We start from the raw sequence: 21,543 nt of genomic DNA, 5'->3' as shown, positions 1-21,543 counted from the left end.
GGACCTTCTAACTTAAGCAACGCAAACCCTACCTTCTTTTGCGTCCTTGCAGCCCCAAAGCTACTCCAGTGTGAATAAGTATCCTAAAAAATCTAGCAAAACGCCAAATCATTCATCTGCTACCTAAAATAGCATTCTTTTATTATAACACATATTTACTAAAATGTTAACCCCTATTTCCTTTTACCTTCCTTAACATATCTGTATTCCCAATTCCATTATGGTAACTTTATAATTTATGAATGAAACTTTTCGCTAAAGTAAAGCGTATTAGTAATAGATAAATTTATATATAGACCTTTACTTTAAAAGGAGAATGAATAATTATTGGAAACTAGAGAACAGTTGTATCGGTATATTAAGGATATTGAAGCGTGGGAAAAAGATCAGAAAGGGTTGTTTTTTTGGGAAAAACTAGGACGCATCCCTTTTAAAATTCTTGATAAAGTAACACCAGCGTTTATTCAAAATAAACTAGGTGTTTTAGTAAATGAATTAGGAAGTTATATACAAACCGGTGGGAAATATTTAGTCAGTGAAAAGACGACAATCAAAAAAATACAAACTTTTTCTTCTTTTGATGAAATCAATTCTATTGAAGAGATTGGAAAATTACCAATCGAAGAAATGATTTCAATTAGTGAGAAACTTCGAAAAAACCGTGTGAAGTTTGCAACAGTTCAGGGTGCCTCTACAGGTGTCGGTGGTCTATTTACATTGGTTGTTGACATTCCAATGATTTTGGGAACAGCTCTTAAAACATTGCAAGAAATAGCGATAATCCATGGTTATCATCCAAATGATCAAAAAGAGCGTGTGTTTATCGTTAAATGTTTACAATTTGCTTCTGCTGACATCGTTGGGAAGGAAGCCATTCTGAATGAACTGGCAATGATGCACGAGGAACAAAATTCTTCGCAAAGTATGATTTCTCAACTTAAGGGTTGGCAAGAAGTATTCTTCACGTATCGAGACCAATTTGGATGGAAAAAGTTATTTCAAATGGTGCCAATTGCAGGGATTATTTTCGGTGCCTTTGCGAATAAAGGCATGATTGAAGATGTTTCTGAAGCGGGTATTATGCTTTATCGAAAAAGACGACTTTATGATAAATTACATGAACTAGAAAAGAACGGAAATACGGTTAGCGAATAAAATTAGAAAAAAACTAAGATTTGATTAAGATCAGCGGAAAAACTTCCTTTATTGTCTGAAAAATACGATTACATTTAACATAAAGGAAATTTCTCCGTTTAATTAAAAATTAGTCCCATAAACCATCGATAATACAATAAAAAATGGATAAGAAGTCTTTTTAAGATTTCTTACCCATTTGCACTGCATTTACTATTTCTTATAAAGGGAACTCTTTAACCATTCTTTTCTATAACTCCATAATGAAACTTTGCTGTTAATCGAACATCTCTAGTAAAACCGTATTCTTCAAATATCCTAGAACGAAAATGAGCTTTGACTACTACTCTTTTTCTAGCAACTCTCAAAGCCTCTTGTACCCATTTCGCAGTTAATTGTTGATGACTACCAGCATCTCTTAGGGCTTCAAAATTATTCGATTCCACGATAATTTCTTCGAACATTGGGTCCATATAAACAACATCAAAAGAAGAGTCAGGTAGTTCCTTTAAATAGTCAAGCGCCTCACGTTGCACCACTTTAATTTGACGCATACATTCCGTTAATGGTAATTCACTTGTATCATAGTTTTTCATACCGTGTTTTACGATAAATGCGACGTTATGATTTACTTCGAGTCCCACAACTTCCCCTTCTGTACCGACTGCAAAAGCAGCTACAATTGCATCAGATCCCATTCCTAATGTACAATCTAGGATTGAATCACCTCGTACTAGTTCAGTTGCATGAAGAAATGGATCTCCTTCACCTCGATCAATACGTTTGAGTCGAAATGCCGCCGAATTGGGATGAAAAAAGAAAGGCGCAGTTGCACCTTTCGGATAATATTCGTATCGATTTTTGCCTGCCATGATCACATTTGCGTCTAATGTTTCACTAATTTTGGAAACTGAACGTTTTTTTCTAGGCTCAAAAGATATGCCTAGTTCATCGCAAGCTTTCTGTGCTAGGGTGATTGATAAATCATCAGGCCTACCTGCAGTTGTAACTATTGTCCGCATGCTTGTTTTAAAACGCCCTCTAGGTGGTCGCGAATTTGTTCCATTGGGAAACCTTCAATTTGGCTACGTGGGATAAAGTATTCTAATTGTCCATCTCTTAAAATGGCAATCGAAGGTGAGCTTGGTGGAACTTCTTCAAAGTATCCGCGCATTGTTTCTGTAGCTTCTCTGTCTTGTCCTGCAAAAACAGTCACTAAATGATCTGGTTTTACTTCGCTAATTGCTTCACGCACTGCTGGACGAGCTAATCCTGCTGCACAGCCGCACACAGAATTGATGACCACTACTGAAACTCCTTTTGTTGTTGCCATAAATTCATTTACTTCATCTGCTGTTGTTAACTCCGTAAACCCTGCATCTACTAATTCTTGACGCATTGGTTGTACAATACCTCTCATATACTCATCATAAGCGTTCATATTTTCAACCTCTTTCATATATAATCACAAATCCAATTATAGCAATACTTTTTTAAGTTTAACAGTAACTTGATTTTCTCATTATTTATTCCATTAATTTAAAACGACCTGTTCTAATATATCAATATAAATAGTGTATATATTTTTTATTTAAGGGCGAATTTATTAATGTAAAGGAGGGTTATTAATGAATTATAATTTAACAGAATTAGAAGTCGAACATTTACGAAGTTTAATCGGTGGACATGGTAATGTAGCAAAAAAATTGGAAGCCTATGCGCAAAGTTGTACAGACCCTGAGTTAAAAGCCATTCTTGAAAGAGATGCACAAGCAGCAAAACAATCCCAACAAGATTTGATGTCATTTTTAAATTAAGGAGGATGGGTATGTTTCAAGATAAAGAAATGGTCAATGATTATCTTGCAGGATTAAATGCAAGCTTAACAGGTTATGCTCATATCATTGCACAAACAAATAATTCAGAACTAAGACAGACATTGATTCAAATGAGAAATCAGGATGAGTCTCGTCAACGCACATTATATAGTTATGCACTTCAAAAGGGACATTATAAACCAGCTGCTCCTGCTTCAGAAGAGGTAGTTCAGCAATTGAGAACCGAATTAATGGCCGAGCAACAAAATAATTAAGTTCTAAAAGCCGAACATTGTTTTCGGCTTTTTATTTTGTGCATTCACATAGGAGTTTTGGTTCTACATATTTAAGACATTTCTAAAATCATTGCATATGATAATTTATAAAATGATGAAGGGAACGAAGATTTTGTACTATAATTCTTATGGGTATCCTTATCAAAACCCTTATTATGGTAATGGGTTTTACAATTATCCAAATTTCTTAGCTTATCCTAATGGTGCAATTCAACCAAATCAATTTGATCAAAACCTTCCTATTAACAGTGAAAGAGGAAATGTAAAAGATGCTGGACCTAACCCTTATGTCATTAATATTAATGAGGCATCAAAGCAAAATAATACGTATCGTACCGCTTTATGGACAGGAACACACTTACAACTGACGTTAATGAGTTTAAATCCTGGTGAAGATATCGGTTTAGAAATGCATCCCGATGTCGATCAATTCTTGCGTATTGAACAAGGTCAAGGAATGACACAAATGGGCAAGATTAAAGATCAATTAGATTTCAGAAGAGAAGTTAAAGATGATTCTGCCATCTTTATACCGGCTGGAACTTGGCATAACTTAACAAATACAGGAAATACTCCACTTAAACTGTATTCCATTTATGCGCCGCCTAATCATCCGTTTGGTACTGTTCATCCCACTAAAGCGGATGCCCAGATGGCTGAAGGTCACCAAGTGAGCTATGTTAATCCCAACTATCATTGGCAACACTATTATTATTAATTAACAAGAAAATGTGAATTTTTAAAGTTAACATGACCGTTTACTTAATGAAAAAGACCCCACTCACAGAGTTGTGATGTGCGGTCTTTTTTGAGTTTGTATGACGGAACAAACTCATCTATGATTTATACATCTTTATTTTAATCTATTTCTATTAAAGTTCAAGAAAATAATTGTAAATTATTTGTAAAGAAAAAAGGAGTGATCTCTTACTATAAGTTTTTTTTCCCATAATATAGTGCCAATTCATAGGCAATGGCTGCTTTATCTCCTTCTTTTACTTCTCCTTTTTGCAATCTTTCAAGCCAGTACTTTTCATTATACCCTAATACTTTTATAGCCTGTTTGACAAGAAATTCCTCAGTAACTGGAGAAATAGAGCGATATTCATAGACTTCTTTTAAGGTTGGTGAGTAAAATTCCAATTCGTCTTCCACCTCCTCTTTGGTGGTGACGGCTTGTTTTAATCCAACATAATTAGCAAATGCACGGGCGATCAGTTTCCCCACATTATTAAGTACACTGTCATTACGAAGTTTTAGAATATCAATTGTACTATCCATAAATCCGCCCTCAATTAAAATTGCCGGCATCGTTGTCTCTCGAACAATATGCAAATTTCCTCGTTTGATCCCACGATCAGTTAATCCATACCCTTCTACAACTGCAGGATGAATTGCATTTGCTAGTGCCACACTGCCCTCTTGAGCATCCGTATACATCCACGTTTCCACACCTGAATGAGAGCCCCATCTGCTTTGAAACGCGTTATGATGAAAGGAAATATAATAATTTGCTCCCCACCTATTTGCTCCGTCCGTACGTTGAACTAATGGTACGTCTGTTTTACCGGACGGATCATCAAATCGTTTCGTCATAACCCCTTTAAACAATGCGAGTTCGTTTGCGAATGCTGTTGCGACTTTCGTATTAAAATCCCATTCATATTCTCCATCCGGTGAACGTTTGCCTGGGGTGACACCGAATCCTCCATGACCTGCACCATAAGCAACCTTTATCATTTCGCATCATCCTTTTGTTTTACTATTTTAATGCTGAAATGCTTGTTTTTGTGTCGGCATTTATAATATTTCTTTATCACAACTATTAAATTACTAGAGATAAAATTATACTGAGTATTTCAGGGATGAAGTTATCAACAAGTAAAATAAAAGGACATAAGCCGTTTTAAACCAATGGCTCATGTCCAATTATTTATTGTTTGGAGTTATTTTCGAGTACTTAATTCATACACTTCTTTATTAACCGTATGTAGTAATCGTTCTCCTTTTAATCCACGAAGTATATTATTCAGGGTAATTTCAACCATTTTATCTCTCGTATCTACAGTAGCACTTCCTATATGAGGAACAGCAATGACATTATCTAAAGTTAGAAGTGGATGATTGTTTTTGATTGGTTCTACTTCAAATACATCCAAGCCAGCAGCAAAGATTTTCTTTTCACTTAAAATCTTATAGAGATCGTCTTCATTTACTGTGGAACCTCTGGAAACATTTACGAAAATGCTAGTTGGTTTCATTAAGGCAAATTGTTCATAGCCTAGCATGTGGTATGTTTCAGGTGTTGCAGGCGCTAACATAACAACATAGTCAGATTCTTTTAAAAGACTTTCTAAATCCCGATAATCAACATTTAACTCTGCTTCAGTTTGCTCATCGCGTCTTCGGTTAGAATAGAGCACTTCCATATTGATACCACGAGCCATTTTAGCAAGAATTTTACCAATTCGGCCCATTCCGATAATCCCCAATTTCTTTCCAGATATTTTCTGGCCTGCAAATAAATAAGGCCCCCAGCTTTCCCACTGATTTTGATGGATATAGTTCATCCCTTCAACAACTCTTCTAGCTGTTGCGAACATTAAAGCTAGTGCAAGTTCCGCTACGGCTTCAGATAAGACATCTGGAGTATGTCCTACTAGAATACCTCGCTTAGTTGCTTCTTGAACATTGATGTTATCAAAGCCAACTGCCATCGTACCAACGACTTTTAAATTTTTTGCGCGTTCAAAAACTTCAAAATCAATTTGATCTGAAACATTGGTAAATACAGCATCCGCATCTTCAATTTCTCTTAATAATTCCGCGCGTGGCATCGGACTGTCTTCTTCTTTCCACATCACCACTTCAAACTCTTTAGGTATGTTATCTAATAGAGCCGATTTAATTGTACGTGTAATTAAGATTTTCATTTGCTCACTTCCCCCTTGAATCTTAAAAAAGAAAGCCTACTTTTATGGAGGCTTATACTTATAACCCCTTCAGTAGGCATTTCATATGACTTTTATTTCATTATAATGCATCTGTTAATAATTGGCATAGACCTTGTTTTGTTAAAGCGCGTGGATTATTTCTAGCTAAACGATCGATTTGCATTGTTTCTTCAATGATTTCTACAATTTGATGTTCTTTAATTCCGATCATCGCTAGTTTTGTCGGAATTCCAATATGATCAACTAATGCTAATAATCGTTCATAAAGAGCTTCAATTTTTTCATCGATTGTTAACTCTTTTTCTCCACCGACTAAAATGTCATATAATTTAGATGTTTTTTGTAAGTCCATTCGCGCATTGTATTTTACGACATAAGGTAATAGAAGTCCGATAATTTCACCGTGTGGAGATTTTGTTCTTCCTCCAATTGGATAGGCAAGGGCATGGGCTAATGCAGTTCCAGAGTTTGAGAAAGACATCCCTGCTAGTAAACTACCTAATAGCATTTTTTCACGTGCTTGAATGTTTAAGCCTTGATGTACGGCTAACTCTAAGTTCTCGGCAATCACTTCAATTGCATTTAATGCTAATTGATCTGCAATTGGAATGGCTCCTTGGAATACGGCTTTTTCATCAGAATTAAATGCATAAAATGGCTTTGCTGTGTATGCTTCAATAGCATGAGCTAAAGCATCAATCCCAGAGCAAGCGGTTACGTAAGAAGGTAATCCCAACGTAAGCTCAGAATCTAATAGTGCAATTTTTGGTCGTAAATGGATATCCGTAAGTCCAACTTTTAATTTTAATTCTTCATCATTTATGACAGCTACTGTTGTTACCTCTGAACCAGTACCAGCAGTTGTAGGGATCGCAATAAGTGGAATCACATCTCCTGGTACAGCCGTCTTACCGTTGTAATAATCTCTTGGTGAACCACCGTATTTAATTAAAAGAGAGATGATTTTAGCAAAATCGATTGAACTTCCGCCACCTAAACCAATGATAACATCTAGATCGTCAACCTCTTTTAATTGCTGGTAAGCATCTAGAATGGCTGTTAATGTTGGTTCTGGCATCGCTCGATCGAATACTTTTACATCAAATTCTCCATTATTTAATGTACTGATAACTTTCTGTAAAATTGGTGTGCCCGCAATGCCACGGTCCGTGATGACTAATACTTTTTGATACTGATATTTATTTAAAATCTCTGGCAACTGTCCTACAGCACCACTACCAAAAACAATTTGATGTGAACCGAAAAATTCCCACGTTTTTCTCGTCATTTGATTACCCCATTTTTTAGACATGTATATTAATTAATTTTAAATCCGTCATTTCTTCGATTACATATTTAGGTCCCTCTTTACCAAGTCCACTGTCTTTAACACCACCATAAGGTAGAATATCTACTCTATAGGTTGAAACTTCATTGATATTAACTCCACCAAATTGAAGCTTTTTCGCTGCTTCCATCGCAACACGAAGATTTTCAGTGAAAATTCCAGCTTGTAATCCATATTTTGAATCATTGGCAAACGCGATTGCCTCTTCAATTGTTTCATAAGGAATTATTGAGATAACTGGTGCAAATACTTCTTCACACATTACTTTCATATTTGATGTAACATTTGCAAGTACTGTTGGTTCAAAGAAAGCACCATTTCGACGTCCGCCTGCTACAATAGTTGCGCCTTCAAAAACAGCTTCATGGACCCACTTTTCCGTACGAACGGCTTCTTGTTCATTGATCATTGGACCGATATCTGTCTCTTCCACCTCGGGGTTTCCGATATTAATGGTGGACACGATATTCTTTGAGATTTCAAGAGCTCGCTCATATAAATCTTGTTGTACGTAGAGGCGCTGTACAGAAATACATGCCTGCCCAGCATTTGAAAAACCACGTCGGATACATAAATTCATTGCTTCCTCTAAATCTTTTACGTCACTATGAATAATGTTAGGTGAATTGCTACCTAGTTCTAACACGACATGTCTGATTCCTGTATTATTTTTTAAAAACCTCCCTACTTCTGGACTTCCTGTAAACGTGTAGAAATCAATGGAAGGGTTTTTTACTAACAGATCCCCAAGCTTGCTACCTTTTCCGTTTACAATATTTAAGTAACCTGCAGGAAGTCCCGCCTCCATCAAAACCTCTCCAATAAGCGCTGCGGAAATAGGTGTAGCTTGTGCTGGCTTAAGTACAACTGTATTTCCTGCCGCAATCGCAGGCGCAATTTTATGAGCAGTTAGGTTAAATGGGAAATTGAATGGTGTAATGGCACAAACGACTCCTTTAGGTACTCGGATACTAAAAGACATTTTGCCGTCGTTACCTGGCTGACTTTCAATTGGCATCCCTTCTCCTACGATGCGTTTCCCTTCTTCAGCTGACGCAATAAACGTTTGAATTCCGCGTTCAACTTCTTGTCGTGCTTCTTTTATTGGTTTTCCTACTTCACGACAAATCGCTAAACTTATTTCTTCTTTTCGCTTTTCAATGATTGAAGCAGCGTTCATAAGAATTTCGTAGCGTTTCAGAACAGTTAATGGATTTGTCTCAAATGCTTCACGTGCAGCTTTTACCGCTTCTTTTACTGTAGATTCGTCTGCATGTGCAACTGTTGCTATCACTTCTTGTGTGCATTTATTTAGCACTTCGAATGTTTCGTTGGAATGAATCCATTCACCATTAATTAAGTTACCTATTAATTTGCTTGTTGTTTTTATCAAATCATCAAATCCTTTCTAAAAAATCTATTCATTGAAGCACTCTTTATAAGAAGCTTCGGAAATGACTTCAAATGACGCTTTACCTGCCATCTCTTCAAGTACTTTTGGCGATACCCAAAGATCCTCCAAATTAAGTGTATTCTTAATCTTAATGATTTTAAGACTATTTAAATCAGAAACTTTCAATAGATTCGTAGAAACTTTCATTGCTTCGTGTACATCTTTTAATACCATTGGAATAAAAGCCCTCTTTAGAAATGTAGTAGTAATGGTATTTTCATTCATTTTTTGTAAATCGATTTTTTTATATAATTTTTCCGTCGTGAAATCTGCTAATCCTATGCCTAATGCATTGCCATGGGAAGCCTCAGATAAATCGTCGACGATAATAAAGCGGATATTGGGATTTGGTGGATCCGTTTCTCCGACAATATTGATTCGCCCAATGACATTTGTATCCATACCCGTTCCACTGAAATTTTTCCCAATTTGTTCCACAATTAAAATATCGATTTCATTGATTGGTAGCTTTGGTAATAGATCATTTGCAAGCTCTAGCAATTTCGGTTCCCGTTTTAATATTTCATTTGCGGGCATTGCTTCAATCATTGCAGTATGGTCATAGGAATCTTCTACAATTGCCATGCCAAACAGGATTTTTCCAGAATCAAATACGACTTTTGCACATTGTTTAATATGATCTCGTAATCCCTTTACACCATAAGAGTGCATCGTTTGCGCCATTTTGTGATTACCAAGACCAATAGTAGACATTTTACATAACCCACTCTCATAATTCGAAGTGAAGTCTGTATGTTTCTTTACCCGATTCACTATGATAATGCCTTCGCTTTCATATGCAATTTTATCCATGAATACTGGTACTCCTTCGTTCGTTGTACCGAGCTCGACGACTTCCATGGAAGAGCGTATTGGAACACCACAGCTTTCTTCTGTAAAGCCGAGACTTTCCAACACCTCTAATTGCCCCTCTGCTGTTGCTCCACCGTGACTACCCATCGCTGGTATAATAAACGGTTTAGCCCCATATTCTTTTAATTTATTGATGATTGTTTGGATGATTAATTTGATATTATGAATACCACGACTACCGACTGTTATAGCTATCTCTTTATCTTTTAATTCTTTAGTTGATAAATTTAGAGAAGCTATTTGTTGGAGGATGACCTCTTCGATATGCTCGATTCGTCGATCTTCAAAGTGATTTTTTATTTGGATCATTCGTAAATTCTTAAATTCAGTTATTGGATTGGATGGGTGTACAATCATTTTTGTGCAAGCCTTTCAAGTAATGCATCAGTAAATTTAGTTGTGCTATAGATACCACCTAAATCAGGTGTCTTAACTCCATCTACTAGTAGTTCTTCAATGGTTGACAGTAACAATTCACCTAGCTCCTGGTATCCGAAATGCTCTAACAATAGTTTTCCTGTCCAAAGCTGACCTACTGGATTTGCAATGTTTTTACCATAAATATCAGGTGCAGAACCATGAACTGGCTCAAACATCGATGGATATTTTCCGTTAATGTTTAAATTTGCAGCAGGCGCGATCCCAATACTTCCCATAATTGCAGCACCGAGGTCTGTTAGGATATCACCGAACAAGTTACTTGCTACGATGACATCAAAACTTTGAGGTTTTGTGACTAAGAAAGCACTTAAAGCATCAATATGGATTAGTTCTGTTTGAATGTCTTCATATTTTTTTGCTTCTTCTTCAAACACACGATTCCAAAACGGCATACTATGATATAAACCATTTGATTTTGTCGCACTAGTTAACTTTTTGTTTCGAGTTTTTGCCAATTCAAATGCAAAATTGATGGCACGTTCTGTTCCTTTTCTTGTGAACACATTCGTTTGAATAGCTATTTCATCTGCTTCTTGATGAATTAATCCACCAACTTGACTATATTCCCCTTCGCTATTTTCACGGACAACTACAAAATCAAATTCTTTGTCGCTTCGTAAAGGAGACTGAACGCCTTTTAAGCTCTTCACTGGACGTAAATTAATAACTTGCTCAAATTCACGACGAAGGTTGATCACTGTACCCCATAATGCAATATGATCTGGAACTCGTGACGGGTCACCCATTGCGCCTAAAAAGATGGCGTCGTGGTTTCGTAATTGTTCGTAACCATTATCTGGCATCATTTTTCCGTGCTCTTCATAATAGTCACAGTTCCAAGGATAAATTGTACGCTCAATTTTTAGACCTCCATGGATTTCTGCTAAAAGATCTAATACACGTAAACTTTCCGGCATGACTTCTTTTCCAATTCCGTCTCCAGGTAATACAGCCAAGTTAATTTTGTTCATTGGTTCTCTCCTTTTTTCACTTTATTATGTGACTTCTCTCGTTACGTGCGCGTGCTCTCTTTTCGTGCGACTTATTCCCCAATACGTGCGTGGGTAAGCCTCCTGTTTCAATTCCCCAACGCAAGTAAGCCCTCTCTTTTCATTACAATCCGCGACCACCATCAACATTAACGACTGAGCCCGTAATAAATGAGGCATCGTCAGAGCTTAAGTAAGCAATCATTTTCGCAATATCTTCTGGATAACATAATCGTCCGATTGGCACAGAATCTTCATACAATTTACGTCCTTCTACCGGATCCATATTTCCGTAAAATTTTTCTAGCATTGGTGTTTCTGCTGGACCTGGGTTGATGACGTTTACACGTACACCTGTATTTGCTACTTCAAGTGCTAGAGAGCGAGTGAGTGCAACAATTGCTCCTTTTGATGCACAATACGCAGTTAACCCTGGACGTGGTCTTACTGTCGCTACAGATGCTACGTTCACGATACTACCTTTTGATTGGTTATTTTTTAAATATGGTAGTGCATATTTAGACAATAAATAGGAAGCTTTCACATTCACAGCCATTTGTTGATCCCAAAATTCTTCTTCTACTTCTTCAATTGGTGTGAACGTCATCGGCATTCCTGCAATATTTGCAACAATATCGATTGTTTTGAACTCTTCTACCGTTCCGTTCACTATTTCTTGGACCTTTTCTGTCTTTGAAATATCGCCAACAAAGATTTTCGTAGGGACGTTATATTCTTCGAGAAGTTTTTGCGTTTGTTTGGCATTGTTTTCATTTAAATCTGCAATAATAACTGTTGCGCCACCTTTTGCAAATTCAATTGCTGTTGCACGGCCCATTCCAGAACCCGCTCCTGTAATAATTGCAACTTTCCCTTGGAATTTTGTCATTTCTTATCTCCCTTGTTATCAATTTTTTAAAGTATTTATTGATAGTTAATAATGATTGCTTTCTCATCTGTCATTTCACGGATCGCATAGATTGGACCTTCTTTCCCTAAACCACTATCTTTAATTCCCCCGTAAGGCTGCCAGTCAGAGCGGTATGTTGACACATCATTGACAATGACGCCGCCATATTCAAGCTCCATTGAAGCGCGCATCACTAGATTTAAGTCAGAAGTAAATAATCCCGCTTGAAGACCAAATTTTGAGTCGTTTGCTTCTTTAATGACTTCATCAATATCGTCATACTCTACTAAACTAATGACCGGTCCGAAGATTTCTTCGCACATGACTTTCATAGAAGGTTTTAAATTGGTCAAGATCGTTGGTTTAAAAATCGCTCCATCACGTTCTCCACCTATTAGAACTTTTGCTCCATCTTCTACCGCTTCTTTAACCCAGTTTTCAACTCGCTCTGCTTGTCGTTCCGAAATAAGGGGTCCAATATCGGTATTTGGATCTTCTGGATTTCCTACAACAAGGGTACTTGCAGCATCAACTAAAAAATCTTTAAACTCATTAAATATTTCACTATGCACATATAATCGTTGAACTGAAATACACGCCTGCCCATTCGCAGTAGCCAGCCCTCTAGTGGCGCAAAGTTTCGCTACTTGCTCTAAGTTGTAAGCATCTTTATGAATGATATTTGGTGCATTACTTCCAAGCTCTAATGTGACTTTTCGTATACCCACTGAATTTTTTATATGATTCCCAACACCAACACTTCCTGTAAACGTATACATATTGATGCGTTCATCTTTTAATAAATACTCTCCAGCTTCATGTCCATAGCCATTAATTACATTAATAAACCCTTTTGGAAGTCCAGCTTCTTCAAGAATTTCAACTAATCGCATGACGGTAATAGGTGCTGCTTCTGCAGGTTTTAAAATAACCACATTCCCAGCAGCAATTGCTGGTGCAATCTTGTGAACTGCTAACGTAAATGGCAGATTAAAAGGTGTGATCGCTGCAATTACCCCTACAGGAACTCGAACCGTGTATGCCATTTTCTTTTCATCAGTAAATTTATTAGGTAATGGAATTCCTTCACCAAAGATTCTTTTTGATTCTTCTGCTGCAATCGTAAAGGTATCAATAGCCCGATCAATTTCTGTTAAAGAATCTTTTAGCGATTTCCCTACTTCTTTTGTAATCGATAGGGCTAACTCATTTTTTTCACAACTTACGATTTGAGCAGCTTTCGATAAGATGTCATAACGATCTTTTGCGCTAAGCTTTTTGTTTTTAAAAGTTTCAACTGAGTTATCTATGGCTGCTTTCACTGTTTGTTCATCAGCGCTATATACATTAGCAATTAGTTCTTTCGTATATTTGTTAAAAACCGGAATGATTTTACCTTTATAAATTCGCTTACCGCTAATCACATGACCTAGCTCAACAATTTTTGTTTCTTGAATCATTGTTTTCCTCCCATGTAAACCCTAATAACAATTATCCGCTACCTAGTATATTTATGGAGTTTTTGAAAAAGTACTAAAGGAATACAAAAAGTGATACATGAGGTATACAATCTGTATTTTTCTATATACTATTAATAAAAAAATAGTTTAGAAGCTTTCAAACAGACATCGAAATTCAATTTCATAGGGAAAAGAGAGTGAAAATGAAGAAATTGACCTTGAAGGAGCAAGCATATTTAAAAATGAAACAATTAATTATGCAAGGGGAAATTAAACCTGGTACCTCATTAACTGAGCGGGAATTAACGGACTTACTTGGAATGAGTCGTACCCCCATCCGGTCAGCGCTTGAAAAATTAGAAGCAGATGGTTTTATTGTCAACACACCAAATAAAGGACCTATTGTGACAAACATATCAATTCAAAAATTAGTAGATATATATGATCTCCGCATTGCATTAGAATCACATGTAGCATTGCACTATAACCACCTCACGATTACAGACCAATTGAAAGAAAGCCTTGAAAAGAATTTAAAAATTCAACATGAGGCATTACTCAAATACGATGAAAACGAGTTTTCTAAGATTGACACAGATTTCCATCTATTAATCTTGAATTATTATGGGAATGAAGAAATTACGAAAGTTTTCACACAAATCCAAAACCAACTGATGCTCCTCGCAATCGAAGAATTTAAAAAGAACTCTGGAAACTTGCAGTATTTTTACGAAGATCATGTAAAAATATATGAGTATTTATTGCAAAATAAAGGGTCGGACGCGGCAAAGTTATTAACTGACCACTTAGAATTTGGGAAGAAAACATTGGTGATGAAATGAAATATAGCGCGATTTATTATCTGAATATTAGGATAAAGGGATGGTTGTAATGGGACAAACTTTAGAACATTTCACAAGCTACAATCCTATCTTTAAATTACTTGAAGATTGTGCAGAAAAAAGTAAACATACGATAGTGGCGATTGACGGGAATGCTGCAAGTGGAAAAAGTACACTCGCTGAATTCATCAAGGAGCACTTTGACTGCAATGTATTTCATATGGATGATTTTTTTCTACCTATGTCAATGAAAACAAAAGAAAGATTACAAGAACCGGGAGGAAATGTGGATTATGATCGTTTTTTACATTCTGTTTTAAAGCCGTTGCACGATCATGAAGTTGTTTACTATCAACCTTTTAATTGCCAAACGCAAACATTAGGAGAAGTGAATAAAATACAGCCTAAAAAATTAAATATTGTAGAAGGCGTATATAGTATGCATCCCATTTTGTACCCCTATTACACTCATTCTATTTTTCTATCGGTAGACCCAGATGTACAACTTGAACGAATAGCAAAACGAAATGAACAAAAAGTACAACAGTTTATAACTCAATGGCTCCCGTTAGAAAATCGTTATTTTGACTACTATCAAATCAAAAGTAAATGCCAACTATTCATTGGGACAGGGGGACAGGTCCCTTGTCCCAAATCTTAATAATTAATGGGACGATGAACCCAAGTCTTTGTCCCAAATACTAAAATCAGTGGAGGAATTAGAAATGACCAAATCTTCAACAAAGAAGCTAGTTTTCACGGGACTTTGTATCGCAATCGGTTTACTGTTGCCACAAGTCATTAAGTTGATTCCAATACCTAATGCAGGCTCTGTGCTATTGCCTATGCACATACCCGTTTTAATCTGTGGAATCGTTTGTGGGGCACGGTTTGGAGCAATCTCAGGACTCATACTTCCATTCATAACTTTTTTACTAACAGGCATGCCTCCACTCTTTCCAATTGGATTATCTATGATGCTTGAGTTAGCAACTTATGGGTTAGTAATTGGACTTGCCTATCAATATACAAACGGAAAAATATTCATTTCATTAATTACTTCAATGATCTTAGGTCGAATCATTTATGGACTAGCTAGCACAGTTTTATATAATATGGGGTCCATGCCCTTTGGTTTTGAGGCCTTTATTTCAGGCGCATTAATTGTTGCCTTACCTGGAATCATCATTCAATTGATCTTGATTCCTTTCATTGTTAAACCATTGAAAAATTCTATTGCAATTTAGGTTCTGGGGAACAGAAAAACTGTTCCCCTTGTTCATGTCTTTTTTTCACATAAGAAAGTACCTCCCACAGAATACTCTTCGGAAGATACTTAACTGTAACTTTATTTCAACTGGGACGAGGTACCTGTCCCCGATGTCCCTACTGTCCCAAATATTCTTTTTCTTTGTCAATAATTTGCTGTACTTTTCGTGCTGAGTTGCCTCCTGGGAAACTGGACTCTAAATATTTTTCTACGACTTGTTTTGCAAGTTCTACTCCAATTACTTTAGCGCCAAGAGTAATGATCTGTGCGTTATTACTTTTTTGGGCACGTTCTGCTGAATAGGTGTCGTGGCAAGTGACTGCCCGGATTCCAGGAACTTTGCCTGCTGCAATGGCCATACCTAGGCCTGTTCCACATAATAAAATGCCACGCTCCACTTCACCAGTTTGAACTGCTTCCCCAACTTCAAAGGCTACACCTGGATAATCGACTTCTCCACATGATGCACCTATTTCTCCGTATTCAGTTACATCATGTCCGAGTGATTTAATAAACGTTTTTATTTCATTCTTCAACTCAACTGCATTATGATCACAACCAATACCAATTCTCAAATTTTCTCCCCCATTAACTTAATTTGGGGACAAAGGGACAGGTCCCTTGTCCCAACTCATATTAATGTTTACGGGACAGTGAACCTGTCCCTGTGTCCCATTTCAGCATAATTTCAGCATTTTTCGGATTGTAGAATCTAAGTGTTCTTTCTCAAAGACTTTTTTCCAATCCGGTTGAATAATAGCTTCTTTCCCCTGCTCAATCGCTATTAAGCATGCATCTGAAAATGGGTTTGTCCCACGTAATGCCACCGCTAAGGCAATTTGGATATGCCCATAAAGCATGGCACGTGCCGCTTCTTCTGGAATTCCCATGTTGACCACTTCGTCTAAACTTTCGTTTAACACTGTTCCAATCATACAAGTAATTGTTTCAACTAAAGTCGGCTCTAAAATCGCCATTTGTTCTACTGTAATGACATGGCAAGTTTCTACAGGAGCGTACATAGATTTTATTAATTCCAATGCAAGCGTTATTTTAGTTTCATCTCCTTGGTGAAGTGCAACTACAACATCTTGTTTCGCAGCAACTCCCCCAAATGCATCGTCGTATTCTTCCCTTGTATATTTTTCCAGGAAAATCGATGGGTGACACGGGTGTGCAACAATCGACGTGGAATGGTTATTCACAACTAATTGCTCTGCATATGCAGCCGCAGGATCTAACGTAATTAACACCGCGCCATCTTTCATTAAAGGTGCTACTTCCGTTGAAATTTGCTTAATATAAATATCAGGCACTGCTAAAATAACAAAATCACTTTGAGGAACCGCCTCTTCCATAGGCACAACTATTAAATTTCGTTCTATCATCGTTGCCACTCGTTCTTCTGATTTTTCACATAACAGTAGTTGTAATGGAGCATGAATTAAATTATTTGTAATACGTGTTCCCATTTTACCGCCAGCGCCAAGAATGGAAACTGTGCTATTTTCTAATGTACTCATAAAGTTTCCTCCAACTTTTTAAAATAAGTTCTCTTCAATATAAGAGATGCTTTTCGCAATCCATTGCTTTTCAAGTTGCACAGTTTCCTCAATTGAATTAGTAAAAGGCAACCAAAATTCCAGTATGGCATTGACGTTCACTTGATGTTGTTGCAATTCACCTAGCATATAAGTTGCATCTAATTTTCCCTCTCCGAAGGGAGTTCCGATTAATGAAAAGCCAACCCAACCCGTCTTTCGTTCAAAAGTAAAGTCTTTTAAATGAAGATTTTTCACATATGGAGCTGCAAGACTAATTACCTGTTCAGGTGATTCTAAATTGGCTATACAATTCGCAGGATCTAAGCAAATTCCTATATTTGGACTGGCAACTTCTTTCACAATGTTTACAATTTCTTCTGTTTTTCGTTGTTCATACGTTTCAATTGCTAAAGTAATTCCTTTTTCTTCTAGTGCCGGCTTGAATTGCTTCAATATTTGTACTGCTTCTTCGAAACTCGGTGCAAAGTTAGCACCATTTAGCATCGTTCGCAAAGTTTTACTATTTAACTTCTCGCAAATCTCTAAAAATCGTTCTAATTTAATATGATGAATTCCTCTCGTTCCTATCTCTAGTTCGATTCCAAGTTGCTCCGCTTTCTTTGCAATCCCCTTAAGTTCAGCATCTGTTGCAATTTCAAGTTCTTCTACATCACAAATTTGAAGCAGATCAATTCCGTATTTTTTTGTTTCTTCAAGAACCTGTTCAACTGATAGTCTATTTGTGTTAACACTCGCCATATGCCAAAAAAATGCATACGTACTTAAGCCTAGTTTCATCGCTCATCCTCGCATTTCCATTCCCTAATCAATTCTCTTACATCAAATAAAATCTCTTTAAAAGAATCTATATTCCAAGCGGCACGTCCGATAAACAGGCCATTTACATGATCAAGATTCAACAAAGGAATCGCATTCTCAGTGTTCACGCTACCCCCATACAAAATCGGAATTTCATATCCAATGGAGGGATAGAGCTGAATTAACTGCTCTCGAATGAATTGATGAATTCGTTGAACATAAAAGGGTTCCGGCGAAACACCCGAAACACCAATCGCCCATCTCGGTTCATAGGCAATGATGATGTCTTTTGCCGATTCAAACTCAATTTGTTTCAATATCGTTTTTAGCTGAATCGATAAAATTTCCTCTGTTATCCCATTTCTCTTATGTTCCATTAATTCACCTATACAAATTAATGGTCTTAAATTATGATTCAGTGCCGCTTTAACTTTTTTATTAAGGTCACCATCATTTTCGTTATAATATTGGCGTCGTTCTGAATGTCCTAGCTCAATTAAATCAATTCCAAGTTCCTCTAAATGGACCGGAGAAATCTCTCCAGTATAGGCCCCTTCATCTTCCCAGTGCATATTTTGCGCACCTACTAAGATAGATGAGGTGTCTAATATTTCTTTGACAGGTGCTAATGCTGTAAAAGGAGGTATGATAAATAGTTCAATATCATCGGAAAATCCTTCAAAAAATTCGTTTAACTCAGCAGTGTAGGTTTTTGCCTCCGCGATTGATTTATGCATTTTCCAATTTGTTCCGATGATTACTTTATTCATACAAAAGTTCACCATTCGTTTTTAAATTGCTTACATAGTCAAAAATCGATTTAAACATGATCGAAATTGTAGTTGCCCCTGCATCTTGATGGCCAATTGCTCGCTCTCCTAAAGATTTTGCACGACCAAATTTTGCGACTAGTTGTTTTGTTTGTTCTAAGCCTAGTTCCGCTTGCTCGCACGCCACTTGCAAAGCTTCCACCAAGTCTTTATTCTGTTCTACCGCTGTATTTAGTGCATCAACGGCAGGCGCTAATGCGTCAATCATTGTTTTATCGCCTACTTTTGCTTTCCCTCGAGCTTGTACCCCTTCTAGACCACTTTGAACTAGGTGAGCAAAAGTTGCTAAAGTGAGCCTATCAATGACAGGCTTATTTTTTACACTCGCAACAAAAAACGTGCCAAATAATACGCCCGATGCGCCACCCATATTGCTAATCATGGCTTTCCCGATTTCTTTATAAATGGTATTAATATCTTCTACTTCGATTTCATTAAGTTGTTGAATAGCTTTATTAAATCCAACTTCCATGCCAATTCCGTGATCACCATCTCCAATAGCACTATCGATTTCGGTTAAGGTTGGTTTTGCTTCGATGACTTTTTGGCCGACATAAATGTATAAATCTTTTACTTGTTTCGTAGATAAATAAGTTTGAACCCCATCCGTCTCTGCTACCATCATCAACCTCTTCCTTTCTTGAAATAATATGGTGAATAAGCCGGTTTATCATAATAATTTTTCAGTTCATCATCTAATTTCATTAAAGTAATAGAAACCCCCGCCATCTCAAGCGTTGTACAGTAACTATTAACATCTGTATCGTAAATTGAAATGCCTTTCTCATTTAATATTTCTACTACTTTTCGGTTCACAATGAAGAGTTCCATTAAAGTAGTTGAACCTAACCCATTAACTAACACACAGACTTCATCATTTTCTTGTAATTCTATATCATCAAAAATGTAATCTAACATGTTTGCCGTTAATTCATCTGCTGTCTGTAGCTTTGTCCTTTTTACTCCGGGCTCCCCGTGAATCCCCATACCTAATTCAATCTCATCGTCGGCAATTTCAAATGTATATTTACCTGTACTTGGAATGGAACTTGGAGATAAAGCAACACCGATAGAACGTGTATGATTAGCCGCTTTTTGTGTAATTCTTGCGACTTCTTCTAGTGTTAAATTATCATTAGCCGCAGCACCTGCGATTTTGATTGCAAAAATATCCCCTGCAATCCCTCGACGGTCAAAAGCATGTTCTTTTGTAGCCGATGCCACATCATCGTTGACTAATACCGTTTTTGTTGTAATATCCTCAAGCTCTGCTAATTCAGCAGCCATATCGAAATTCAGGACATCCCCTGAATAATTTCCATATACATATAACACACCTTGCCCACTATCTAATTCTTTCGTTACTTCTAAAACTGTATTTGGGGTTGGTGCCGCAAAAACATTGCCAATCGCTGCACCGTCTGCTAATCCTTCTCCTACCATTCCAATGAATAACGGTTCATGCCCACTTCCACCGCCAGTGACAACAGCTACTCGATTAGGCTTATTCTTTATTACGACACCATTTGTATGGTGAACTTTTTTGTAATCGTTTCCAAAAGCCGCGATAAAACCTTCAACCATTTCATTCACGACATTTTCTGGATTGTTAATTACTTTTTTCATTTTTATCCCCCACCTGTTTCTGTGATTTCTTCTATTAACTTAAAAAATCAATTTTGAGATTAAATGATTATGAATTTTTACTTTATCCTATTGTTTTTTATTGTTTTTTATTACTTATTTTCAAATGCTAAGGGGTGCATTTTGAACAATGTCTAAGGATAAATGATACTTAAACCCTTGTTAAAGTTGAGCATCTCATTCATTTGTGCTGTGTCTACTGGCTTATTAGTTATGATGAAATCAATATCTTGTATTGAAGCAAATGTGGCAATGGAGGTTTTATTAAATTTACTGTGATCAAGTAATGCCACCACTTTTGATGATTGTTTAATCATTTGTTTCTTTAACTCGACTTCATAAACACTAAAGTCTTGAAGTCCTTGTAAGGTAGTGAAGCCATTTGCAGAAACAAAGAACGTATCAATGTTGATTTTATCTAAGAGGTTTACACCCAAACTCCCTTCTAATGCCATGGATGATTTTTGAATAATTCCACCAATTAAAATGATCGTAAAATCAGGATTCCCATTTAGCTCAAATGCTGTATTCATACCATTTGTTACGATTGTTAATCGTTTTTTTACATTTACTAGTTGTTTTGCTAATTCCATTGCAGTTGAACTCGCATCTAACATAATGCATTGATTGTCAGAGATGAGTTGTAATGCTTTTTGTGCGATGAGTGTTTTTTCATTTTTGTTTTTTAACTCTCGAACTGAAAAATTGTAATCGTTTTCAAAATCGTCTCCTAAAATAGCACCACCATGGGTTCTTTTTAATAGCTTTTGTTTTTCAAGTGTTGTTAAATCGTTTCTTAATGTAGCATCAGAAACTCGAATTGCTTCTGCTAATTGTTGAATCGTTACGCGTTTTCTTTCTTGTAGTAACTCTAAAATTCGTTTTCTGCGCTCCTCAGCAAACATTTTGGCCATTAAAA

24 protein-coding genes are annotated in these 21,543 nt (G+C 36.7%); 7 read left to right on the top strand and 17 right to left on the bottom strand.

Annotated elements, in window-relative coordinates:
* Positions 1-327 precede the first annotated feature (327 nt).
* Positions 328-1,155 (top strand): EcsC family protein, encoded by an 828-nt coding sequence (locus JOD29_RS04475; RefSeq protein WP_124762976.1) that lies wholly within the window; start codon positions 328-330, stop codon positions 1,153-1,155.
* Positions 1,156-1,370: 215 nt separating this feature from the next.
* On the opposite strand, the gene JOD29_RS04470 is transcribed toward JOD29_RS04475, so the two are convergent.
* Together JOD29_RS04470 and JOD29_RS04465 are read right to left on the bottom strand one after the other, a co-directional pair.
* Positions 1,371-2,156, bottom strand: a complete 786-nt coding sequence (locus tag JOD29_RS04470) for a class I SAM-dependent methyltransferase (protein WP_124762978.1) — start codon at positions 2,154-2,156, stop codon at positions 1,371-1,373.
* A complete protein-coding gene (locus JOD29_RS04465; protein ID WP_124762980.1) occupies positions 2,144-2,575 on the bottom strand; it encodes a BrxA/BrxB family bacilliredoxin in 432 nt (143 codons plus the stop codon). Before JOD29_RS04465 ends, JOD29_RS04470 begins: the two co-directional genes overlap by 13 nt.
* 187 nt (positions 2,576-2,762) lie before the next feature.
* Between JOD29_RS04465 and JOD29_RS04460 the strand changes: the two genes are divergently transcribed.
* From JOD29_RS04460 to JOD29_RS04450, 3 genes are all read left to right on the top strand, one after another.
* The gene (locus tag JOD29_RS04460; protein WP_124762982.1) at positions 2,763-2,951 is read left to right on the top strand and encodes a hypothetical protein; all 189 of its coding nucleotides are present in this window, start codon (positions 2,763-2,765) and stop codon (positions 2,949-2,951) included.
* 11 nt (positions 2,952-2,962) lie between these two features.
* Complete coding sequence (locus JOD29_RS04455) at positions 2,963-3,226, top strand: spore coat protein (RefSeq protein WP_124762984.1); 264 nt, start codon at positions 2,963-2,965, stop codon at positions 3,224-3,226.
* A gap of 133 nt (positions 3,227-3,359) precedes the next feature.
* Positions 3,360-3,965: a cupin domain-containing protein gene (locus tag JOD29_RS04450; protein WP_124762986.1), complete on the top strand. Its 606-nt coding sequence runs from the start codon at positions 3,360-3,362 to the stop codon at positions 3,963-3,965.
* 212 nt (positions 3,966-4,177) lie between these two features.
* On the opposite strand, the gene JOD29_RS04445 is transcribed toward JOD29_RS04450, so the two are convergent.
* From JOD29_RS04445 to JOD29_RS04410, 8 genes are all read right to left on the bottom strand, one after another.
* Positions 4,178-4,987, bottom strand: coding sequence for an N-acetylmuramoyl-L-alanine amidase family protein (locus JOD29_RS04445; RefSeq protein ID WP_124762988.1), 810 nt, complete (start codon positions 4,985-4,987; stop codon positions 4,178-4,180).
* 206 nt (positions 4,988-5,193) lie between these two features.
* Positions 5,194-6,180, bottom strand: coding sequence for a 2-hydroxyacid dehydrogenase (locus JOD29_RS04440; protein WP_124762990.1), 987 nt, complete (start codon positions 6,178-6,180; stop codon positions 5,194-5,196).
* A 100-nt stretch (positions 6,181-6,280) separates the two neighbouring features.
* The gene (locus JOD29_RS04435; protein ID WP_124762992.1) at positions 6,281-7,489 is read right to left on the bottom strand and encodes a hydroxyacid-oxoacid transhydrogenase; all 1,209 of its coding nucleotides are present in this window, start codon (positions 7,487-7,489) and stop codon (positions 6,281-6,283) included.
* Between the two features lie 16 nt (positions 7,490-7,505).
* Positions 7,506-8,942 carry an aldehyde dehydrogenase family protein gene (locus tag JOD29_RS04430; RefSeq protein WP_124762994.1) on the bottom strand — a complete coding sequence of 479 codons (1,437 nt, stop codon included), beginning with the start codon at positions 8,940-8,942 and terminating at the stop codon, positions 7,506-7,508.
* Positions 8,943-8,966: 24 nt separating this feature from the next.
* Positions 8,967-10,232, bottom strand: coding sequence for a nickel pincer cofactor-dependent isomerase, group 22 (locus JOD29_RS04425; protein ID WP_124762996.1), 1,266 nt, complete (start codon positions 10,230-10,232; stop codon positions 8,967-8,969).
* A complete protein-coding gene (locus JOD29_RS04420; RefSeq protein ID WP_124762998.1) occupies positions 10,229-11,287 on the bottom strand; it encodes a tartrate dehydrogenase in 1,059 nt (352 codons plus the stop codon). The genes JOD29_RS04425 and JOD29_RS04420 overlap by 4 nt, the downstream gene beginning before the upstream one ends.
* 142 nt (positions 11,288-11,429) lie before the next feature.
* On the bottom strand, positions 11,430-12,194 hold the full coding sequence (locus JOD29_RS04415; protein WP_124763000.1) for an SDR family NAD(P)-dependent oxidoreductase: 765 nt from the start codon (positions 12,192-12,194) through the stop codon (positions 11,430-11,432).
* A gap of 35 nt (positions 12,195-12,229) precedes the next feature.
* Positions 12,230-13,675 (bottom strand): aldehyde dehydrogenase family protein, encoded by a 1,446-nt coding sequence (locus tag JOD29_RS04410; protein ID WP_124763002.1) that lies wholly within the window; start codon positions 13,673-13,675, stop codon positions 12,230-12,232.
* A gap of 203 nt (positions 13,676-13,878) precedes the next feature.
* Here JOD29_RS04410 and JOD29_RS04405 point away from each other — a divergent pair, with 203 nt between their 5' ends.
* From JOD29_RS04405 to JOD29_RS04395, 3 genes are all read left to right on the top strand, one after another.
* Positions 13,879-14,517 carry a GntR family transcriptional regulator gene (locus tag JOD29_RS04405; RefSeq protein WP_124763004.1) on the top strand — a complete coding sequence of 213 codons (639 nt, stop codon included), beginning with the start codon at positions 13,879-13,881 and terminating at the stop codon, positions 14,515-14,517.
* 49 nt (positions 14,518-14,566) lie between these two features.
* Complete coding sequence (locus JOD29_RS04400) at positions 14,567-15,178, top strand: uridine kinase family protein (protein WP_158610516.1); 612 nt, start codon at positions 14,567-14,569, stop codon at positions 15,176-15,178.
* A gap of 64 nt (positions 15,179-15,242) precedes the next feature.
* A complete protein-coding gene (locus JOD29_RS04395) occupies positions 15,243-15,764 on the top strand; it encodes an ECF transporter S component (protein ID WP_124763008.1) in 522 nt (173 codons plus the stop codon).
* A gap of 139 nt (positions 15,765-15,903) precedes the next feature.
* Here JOD29_RS04395 and JOD29_RS04390 read toward each other — a convergent pair whose 3' ends face one another.
* From JOD29_RS04390 to JOD29_RS04360, 7 genes are all read right to left on the bottom strand, one after another.
* Positions 15,904-16,362, bottom strand: coding sequence for an RpiB/LacA/LacB family sugar-phosphate isomerase (locus JOD29_RS04390; protein WP_124763010.1), 459 nt, complete (start codon positions 16,360-16,362; stop codon positions 15,904-15,906).
* Between the two features lie 102 nt (positions 16,363-16,464).
* Entirely contained in the window at positions 16,465-17,310 is an 846-nt protein-coding gene (locus JOD29_RS04385) for a phosphogluconate dehydrogenase C-terminal domain-containing protein (protein WP_124763012.1), read from the bottom strand.
* Between the two features lie 18 nt (positions 17,311-17,328).
* Positions 17,329-18,129 carry a sugar phosphate isomerase/epimerase family protein gene (locus JOD29_RS04380; RefSeq protein WP_124763014.1) on the bottom strand — a complete coding sequence of 267 codons (801 nt, stop codon included), beginning with the start codon at positions 18,127-18,129 and terminating at the stop codon, positions 17,329-17,331.
* Positions 18,126-18,920: a triose-phosphate isomerase gene (locus JOD29_RS04375; protein ID WP_124763016.1), complete on the bottom strand. Its 795-nt coding sequence runs from the start codon at positions 18,918-18,920 to the stop codon at positions 18,126-18,128. The genes JOD29_RS04380 and JOD29_RS04375 overlap by 4 nt, the downstream gene beginning before the upstream one ends.
* Positions 18,913-19,605, bottom strand: coding sequence for a dihydroxyacetone kinase subunit DhaL (gene dhaL, locus JOD29_RS04370; RefSeq protein ID WP_124763018.1), 693 nt, complete (start codon positions 19,603-19,605; stop codon positions 18,913-18,915). The genes JOD29_RS04375 and dhaL overlap by 8 nt, the downstream gene beginning before the upstream one ends.
* Positions 19,605-20,606: a dihydroxyacetone kinase subunit DhaK gene (locus JOD29_RS04365; protein WP_124763020.1), complete on the bottom strand. Its 1,002-nt coding sequence runs from the start codon at positions 20,604-20,606 to the stop codon at positions 19,605-19,607. Before JOD29_RS04365 ends, dhaL begins: the two co-directional genes overlap by 1 nt.
* 152 nt (positions 20,607-20,758) lie before the next feature.
* Positions 20,759-21,538 (bottom strand): DeoR/GlpR family DNA-binding transcription regulator, encoded by a 780-nt coding sequence (locus tag JOD29_RS04360; RefSeq protein WP_124763022.1) that lies wholly within the window; start codon positions 21,536-21,538, stop codon positions 20,759-20,761.
* Positions 21,539-21,543: the final 5 nt, after the last annotated feature.

It is taken from the genome of Lysinibacillus composti, from assembly GCF_016908465.1.
Lineage (GTDB): Bacteria > Bacillota > Bacilli > Bacillales_A > Planococcaceae > Ureibacillus > Ureibacillus composti_A.
This window is presented reverse-complemented; position numbering and strand designations above follow the sequence as displayed.

What these genes read in the sequence shown, in the direction of transcription:
- JOD29_RS04455 (WP_124762984.1), top strand. Translation starts at nt 2,963, where the DNA reads ATGTTTCAAGATAAAGAAATGGTCAATGATTATCTTGCAGGATTAAAT.
- JOD29_RS04365 (WP_124763020.1), bottom strand. Translation starts at nt 20,606, where the DNA reads ATGAAAAAAGTAATTAACAATCCAGAAAATGTCGTGAATGAAATGGTT.
- JOD29_RS04425 (WP_124762996.1), bottom strand. Translation starts at nt 10,232, where the DNA reads ATGATTGTACACCCATCCAATCCAATAACTGAATTTAAGAATTTACGA.
- JOD29_RS04435 (WP_124762992.1), bottom strand. Translation starts at nt 7,489, where the DNA reads ATGACGAGAAAAACGTGGGAATTTTTCGGTTCACATCAAATTGTTTTT.
- JOD29_RS04385 (WP_124763012.1), bottom strand. Translation starts at nt 17,310, where the DNA reads ATGAGTACATTAGAAAATAGCACAGTTTCCATTCTTGGCGCTGGCGGT.
- JOD29_RS04405 (WP_124763004.1), top strand. Translation starts at nt 13,879, where the DNA reads ATGAAGAAATTGACCTTGAAGGAGCAAGCATATTTAAAAATGAAACAA.
- JOD29_RS04360 (WP_124763022.1), bottom strand. Translation starts at nt 21,538, where the DNA reads ATGGCCAAAATGTTTGCTGAGGAGCGCAGAAAACGAATTTTAGAGTTA.
- JOD29_RS04465 (WP_124762980.1), bottom strand. Translation starts at nt 2,575, where the DNA reads ATGAACGCTTATGATGAGTATATGAGAGGTATTGTACAACCAATGCGT.
- JOD29_RS04445 (WP_124762988.1), bottom strand. Translation starts at nt 4,987, where the DNA reads ATGATAAAGGTTGCTTATGGTGCAGGTCATGGAGGATTCGGTGTCACC.
- JOD29_RS04400 (WP_158610516.1), top strand. Translation starts at nt 14,567, where the DNA reads ATGGGACAAACTTTAGAACATTTCACAAGCTACAATCCTATCTTTAAA.
- JOD29_RS04375 (WP_124763016.1), bottom strand. Translation starts at nt 18,920, where the DNA reads ATGAATAAAGTAATCATCGGAACAAATTGGAAAATGCATAAATCAATC.
- JOD29_RS04470 (WP_124762978.1), bottom strand. Translation starts at nt 2,156, where the DNA reads ATGCGGACAATAGTTACAACTGCAGGTAGGCCTGATGATTTATCAATC.
- JOD29_RS04420 (WP_124762998.1), bottom strand. Translation starts at nt 11,287, where the DNA reads ATGAACAAAATTAACTTGGCTGTATTACCTGGAGACGGAATTGGAAAA.
- JOD29_RS04415 (WP_124763000.1), bottom strand. Translation starts at nt 12,194, where the DNA reads ATGACAAAATTCCAAGGGAAAGTTGCAATTATTACAGGAGCGGGTTCT.
- JOD29_RS04380 (WP_124763014.1), bottom strand. Translation starts at nt 18,129, where the DNA reads ATGAAACTAGGCTTAAGTACGTATGCATTTTTTTGGCATATGGCGAGT.
- JOD29_RS04460 (WP_124762982.1), top strand. Translation starts at nt 2,763, where the DNA reads ATGAATTATAATTTAACAGAATTAGAAGTCGAACATTTACGAAGTTTA.
- JOD29_RS04410 (WP_124763002.1), bottom strand. Translation starts at nt 13,675, where the DNA reads ATGATTCAAGAAACAAAAATTGTTGAGCTAGGTCATGTGATTAGCGGT.
- JOD29_RS04395 (WP_124763008.1), top strand. Translation starts at nt 15,243, where the DNA reads ATGACCAAATCTTCAACAAAGAAGCTAGTTTTCACGGGACTTTGTATC.
- JOD29_RS04440 (WP_124762990.1), bottom strand. Translation starts at nt 6,180, where the DNA reads ATGAAAATCTTAATTACACGTACAATTAAATCGGCTCTATTAGATAAC.
- dhaL (WP_124763018.1), bottom strand. Translation starts at nt 19,605, where the DNA reads ATGATGGTAGCAGAGACGGATGGGGTTCAAACTTATTTATCTACGAAA.